Source organism: Hyalangium sp. (assembly GCF_035629615.1).
Taxonomy (GTDB): Bacteria; Myxococcota; Myxococcia; order Myxococcales; family Myxococcaceae; genus Hyalangium.
Genome location: NZ_DASPHO010000713.1, coordinates 1 through 4,436, shown reverse-complemented (window position 1 = coordinate 4,436; position 4,436 = coordinate 1). Strand labels below are relative to the sequence as shown.

Sequence of the window (4,436 nt, the reverse complement as noted above, 5' to 3'; positions counted from 1 at the left end):
GTCATCGGCAATGTGGGGCTGCAGGGAGGGAGGCTGGAGTACACCGTGATGGGCCCGCCTCTCGAGCGGGCGCTCGAGCTGGCGCGGCAGGCTCCCGGCGGCGGCGTGGTCGTCTCGGCCTCCACACGCGAGGCGTGCGCGAGCCGGTTCGGCTTCAGCCTCACCCAGGAGAATGACGAGGGAGAGCCGGCGTTCTCCGTCGTGCCCTCCCGTCCGTAGGAGTCAGGCGCTTCGAAGGTGCGTGCGCGGAGTTCCTCTCGAGCCTACTTGGAGCCGTCCGTCGAGCCGCCCGGGTTGAATCCACCACCGCCACCGCTCGGCTTGCTGCTGGGCGAGTCCATGGAGCCCCCGGGGTTGAAGCCGCCGCCGTTCGCGCCATAGGCCGAGAGCGACCCACCTTGCAGGGTCCACTTCGTGTTGCTGGCCTCCTGGCCGGGATTGCCCACGCTCGTGTTGCCAGCGATCGACTCCGAGCTGGTCCCAAAGAGTCCTCGGATGTTGTCGCCAAAGAGGCCGACCACGCCAATGGTCCCCACACCCACGAGGAACACGATGACGACGACCTCGGTCAGGCTCTGCCCCAAGGCACGCCGCCCTTGCCTTCGCCGGACGAGAATGGACATGGAAGGCAGTATAAGCTGTTTTCACCGGGAGTGGAGATTTTTCTGACACAACCCCAGGCCCCAGATGAAGGCGAAGGAGAGGTGCACGCTGCTGTGGAAGGGCAGGTAGTGCACGAGCGAGAGCAGGTGGAACCCCCCGAAGGAGAGCAGCGCCCCCGTGGCCGCGAGCGAGCCAGCGCGGTGCCGGCGCACCAGGGCGCGGGCCAGCAGCAGGTGGACGGTGGCCAGCAGTCCCAGCCCCACAAGGCCCGTCTCTGCCCACGTCGTCAGCCACAGGTTGTGCGCGTCCGTGGCGAGCAGATCCGTGATGCCCGTCTCGGCCTGGGTCGCCAGCGCCGCGGGCTTGTGGTTTCCGAAGCCCACGCCCAGCAGAGGGTGCTCCTTCACCAACCGCCAGCCCACGGACATGGCGTGGCTGCGTTCGCCGCCGAAGAGGTTCTCGGCGGCCTTGCCCAGGCGCTCGTGCCAGGCTGGCGTCACTCCCACGAGCACCGCCAGCGCGACGGCCGCAGCGAGGCCCACCTTCCGAGGTGTCCCCCGGCTCAGCAGCAGCAGTGCCAGCACGCACACGGCGAACCCGGTCAGCAGCGCCGCGCGAGCAAAGGCCGCATAGGGAGCGAGCAGCAGCGCGCCTACCGCGGCTCCAGCCAGCACCCGGTGCCACACGGCCCTGCCTCGCGCCAGCACGGCCAGCGCCGGCCCGAGGAGGGCAATCGCGCCATGTGAGAAGCGCAGCCGGTGGAAGAGGAAGCCTCCGGCCGCATAGCGCGGCTCCTCGTCCGTCCCGAAGTTCTCATGCAAGCGGGACAGGTTCAGCTTCAGCAGGGCCGGCGGCTCCCAGGTCCAGAGGACGAAGTGCTGAAAGAGCCCCAGTGCCGAGGCCAGCAGCGCCCCTCCCGCCATCAGCCCGCCGAGCAGCAGCCACGGAACTCCCACTGTTCCGATCGACGCCACCGCGGCTCCCGCCACTGTGTCCAGCACCTGCCCGTAGCGGGCACTGCGGGGCCAGCGATCCGCTGCTCCCGTCAGGAGCGCGAGGGCGGGCGAGATCAGCTGCCAGGCCGCCAGTGCCAGCGTGGCCCGGACATAGGCCCGGACCTCCGGCTCGAGGTTCAGCGCCTTCCGGAAGAACAGCACCAGCGCCAGCAGCACAGCCGCGCCGGCTGCGGCCTGCTGGATGCCCTCCGCAAGAACGATCCCGACGGCCCATACGGCGAGGGCGATGGTGACGGCTCGATGCAATGATGTCTCCCGCTGAGGCCGGGGGCTCGGGCTCCTGGGACGAACAGTGGAGTCCTCTCTCCTCTCCCAGAGAGGAGGGACTCTGTCCAGACGTTACGCTCCGGACTGAGCGGAGAGCAGTTGCGCAGACGGTGAACCCGAAGGAATTTCTGCAAGAGGATCGGCTTCGCACCAGGAGCCATTCCCCTAAAATCGCCGCGCCTATGCCAGACGAGTACCGATTCTTCGTGGATGGACGGATCCCCGTCCTCAAGCTGCACTACGAGCCCCGCCCGGGCCCCGCCGTCATCGTGCTGCACGGACTGGGTGTAGACACAGACAGCGTGCGCCATGAGCTCCATGCGCTTGCTGACCGGGGCCTGACCGCAGTGGGCATGGACGCCCCGCATCACGGCGCACGGCGCGACAGGTGGCTCGACGAGATGGGCTCCCTCGGCCCGTCCGAGTACCACGAGCGCCTGCTGCACATCATCCTCGAGTCGGCACCGGACGTCTCCCGGCTCATCGATCACCTGACGTACGAGGGCCACGGCCCCATCGGGCTCGCGGGCATCTCCCTGGGTGCCTACACGGCACTGACCGTCGCGGCCAGGGACTCTCGGGTCCGGGCCACCGTCTCCATTCTCGGCTCGCCCGACTGGACGCCCAGCCATGCGCCCATGACGCATGCGCTCTACGAGCTCATGCAGCACGCACCGGTCCACCGCCCCCAGGACCTCGCTCGAAACCCGCTGCTCTTCCTGAACGGGGGACGCGACCACCTGGTCCTTCCCCACTGGGCCCGGGACTTCACGTGGCGCGTCCGAGAGCAGTACCCCTGGCTGGGCCAGCACGTCGAGTACGTCGAGTACCCGGAGTCGGAGCACTTCGTGCGCCCGCAGGACTGGGGTGATCTCTGGTGGCGCGCGCTGAACTTCCTGCGCTGGCATCTCTCCTGAGGACAAACTACCGCGACGGGCTGGCCAGCACCCGCCGCGGAGCCCTCTGGAGCAACCCCTCCCAGCGCAGCCAGAGCAGCGCTGCCGCCACGCTGAGCACCACCGAGGGCAGCCACGCCGCCACCATGGGCGCCAGCCGCTCCGTCATCACCAGCGTCCGGCACACCACCATCAAGCCCCACATCGTCACGGCGATGAGCAGCCCTTCCACGATCGCCGCCGTCAGGTGTCCCCGGCGGTTCGGCCGCAACGCCAGCCCCACCGCCAGCAGCGCGGCCGGGAAGCCCGCCACCGGGTAGGCGAACCGGTTGTGCAGCGTCAGCGTGTACTGGCGCGAGGCGAGCCCCAGCTCCGCGCGCGCCACGATCTGCTCCCGCAGCTCGGAGGAGCGCATCTGCTCCGGGCGCCCCGGGCGGATGCGGAAAGAGTTCGAGGGCACGCCCAGCTCGTACTCCGCCTCCTCGTGGGTCCGCACCTGGGTCCGCCCATCCGGCGAGAACGAGCGCTCCACCACTCCCGTGAGCCGCCACCGCGTCCCCTCCAGCGGGTACATGCCCTCCGCGTCCAACCTGCGCGAGAGCTTGAACTCGGGGGTGAGCGTGAGGATGGCCACCTCCCGGAACCCCTCCTCCGCGCTGCCCGCCCGCAGGAAGAAGACGTGCTCGCCCCGCCGGAACCATTGCTTGGGCGTGTAATAGAGGCGCCAGTCTCCCCACCGGTTGAACCGCTGGGTGGAGATCTCATCCACCCGTCGGCTGGCCTTCACCACCACCAGCTCGTCGAAGACAATGAGCCCCAGGCACACGGCGAGCGCACACAGGCCAATCGGCACGTAGAGCGACGAGGGACCGAACGTCAGCGCTCGCAGCGCCGTCACCTCGCCCCGCTTGCGCAGCGTGGACACCGTGACTCCCGCCGCCAGCAGCAGCGCCGCCGGGCCCAGCTGCTGCGTCGCCACCAGCGCCTTGTTCCCATACAACCGCAGCACGTCCCACACCCAGCCCTCGCCCGTGTAGGCCCGCGCCCGATCCACGAAGTCCACCACCAGGAACACCGTCAGCACCGCGGCGAAGATCCCCACCACGGACTTCACGTACGTGCGCATCACGTAGAAGAAGAGCGTGGCCCTCACCGCACCGTCCTCGCGCGGCTCACCCGCCACATCGCGAACACGCCCAGCGCGATGAAGATGACGTTGGTCAGCTGCCCCGCCACCAGCACCGGCAGCTTGCCCTGGTTGCCCATGTGCTCGAACGCGCGGCTCAGCAGGTAGAAGAGCACGTACCCGCTCAGCGTCAGCAGGTAGCCCCACGCCCGCCCCGCCTGCCGCCGCCCGATCGCCAGCGGCGTCGCCAGCAGCGCGAAGGAAAGGGGCGCCAGCGCGTTGCCCAGCCGGTTGTGGAACGACATGAGGAACGGGCGCGGATCCCCGCCGCTCTTCTCCGCCTCCTCCGCCGCCTGGAGCAGCTCGCCCGGCGTCATCTCCTCCTTCGGCGCGCGGAACCGGTTCTTGCGGTTCATCGAGCCGCCCAGCCCCACCGAGATCTCCCCCTGCTCGAAGCGCAGCAGGCTGTAGTCGGTGGAGGCCCGGGTGGCGCGGTGCACCTCGCCCTCGTTCAGCACCAGCCGCAGC

General features: G+C 69.4%; 5 protein-coding genes and 1 pseudogene. 2 read left to right on the top strand and 4 right to left on the bottom strand.

Features of this window, described 5'->3' with window-relative positions:
* Nucleotides 1-219: pseudogene (locus tag VD972_RS35655) on the top strand (hypothetical protein); the annotation flags it as partial.
* Nucleotides 220-263: 44 nt separating this feature from the next.
* Here VD972_RS35655 and VD972_RS35650 read toward each other — a convergent pair.
* Together VD972_RS35650 and VD972_RS35645 are read right to left on the bottom strand one after the other, a co-directional pair.
* Nucleotides 264-623, bottom strand: a complete 360-nt coding sequence (locus VD972_RS35650; protein WP_324993278.1) for a hypothetical protein — start codon at nt 621-623, stop codon at nt 264-266.
* Between the two features lie 21 nt (nt 624-644).
* Nucleotides 645-1,865: an O-antigen ligase family protein gene (locus tag VD972_RS35645; RefSeq protein ID WP_324993277.1), complete on the bottom strand. Its 1,221-nt coding sequence runs from the start codon at nt 1,863-1,865 to the stop codon at nt 645-647.
* Between the two features lie 203 nt (nt 1,866-2,068).
* Between VD972_RS35645 and VD972_RS35640 the strand changes: the two genes are divergently transcribed.
* Entirely contained in the window at nt 2,069-2,803 is a 735-nt protein-coding gene (locus VD972_RS35640; protein ID WP_324993276.1) for an alpha/beta hydrolase family protein, read from the top strand.
* Between the two features lie 7 nt (nt 2,804-2,810).
* On the opposite strand, the gene VD972_RS35635 is transcribed toward VD972_RS35640, so the two are convergent.
* Nucleotides 2,811-3,935, bottom strand: coding sequence for an LptF/LptG family permease (locus VD972_RS35635; RefSeq protein WP_324993275.1), 1,125 nt, complete (start codon nt 3,933-3,935; stop codon nt 2,811-2,813).
* On the bottom strand, nt 3,932-4,436 hold a 505-nt coding region (locus VD972_RS35630; protein WP_324993274.1), incomplete at its 5' end, for an LptF/LptG family permease. The genes VD972_RS35635 and VD972_RS35630, both read right to left, overlap by 4 nt.

Coding starts and splice junctions, on each gene's coding strand:
- VD972_RS35650 (WP_324993278.1), bottom strand. CDS start 623: ATGTCCATTCTCGTCCGGCGAAGGCAAGGGCGGCGTGCCTTGGGGCAG.
- VD972_RS35640 (WP_324993276.1), top strand. CDS start 2,069: ATGCCAGACGAGTACCGATTCTTCGTGGATGGACGGATCCCCGTCCTC.